Source organism: Pseudomonas sp. E45-MNA-CIBAN-0222, from assembly GCF_040310405.1.
Classification (GTDB): Bacteria; Pseudomonadota; Gammaproteobacteria; order Pseudomonadales; family Pseudomonadaceae; genus Stutzerimonas; species Stutzerimonas stutzeri_AC.
This window is the reverse complement of the sequence record NZ_JBEOPU010000168.1, coordinates 1-256: the sequence shown is the minus strand read 5'-3', so window position 1 is coordinate 256 and position 256 is coordinate 1. Positions and strand designations below refer to the sequence as shown.

The following is a 256-nucleotide window of genomic DNA, read 5'->3' as shown; positions in this document are numbered from 1 at the left end:
ACTATCGCTTAGATTATATGAAACAGATGGAAGGGCATACTGGGACGACATTACGCGCTAACCAATATCATCAATTTCATCAGTTTATCCGCCAAGTGGATAGCGCTATTATTCAGCAAGTTGGTGCGGTTAAAGATGCCGAAAAACAAGTGGGTTATCGTCAAGTTCATTGGCAAGAAAAACAGCAAAAACGCAAAGCTGTTGAAATGTTGTTAGCCCAAAAAGCCACCAAAGCAAGGGTAATAGAAGCCAAACG

General features: G+C 41.4%; 1 protein-coding gene. It reads left to right on the top strand.

The annotated features are described in order from the left end of the window. Nucleotides 1-17: 17 nt before the first annotated feature. On the top strand, nt 18-256 hold a 239-nt coding region (locus AAEZ08_RS23200), incomplete at its 3' end, for a flagellar export protein FliJ (RefSeq protein ID WP_500125216.1).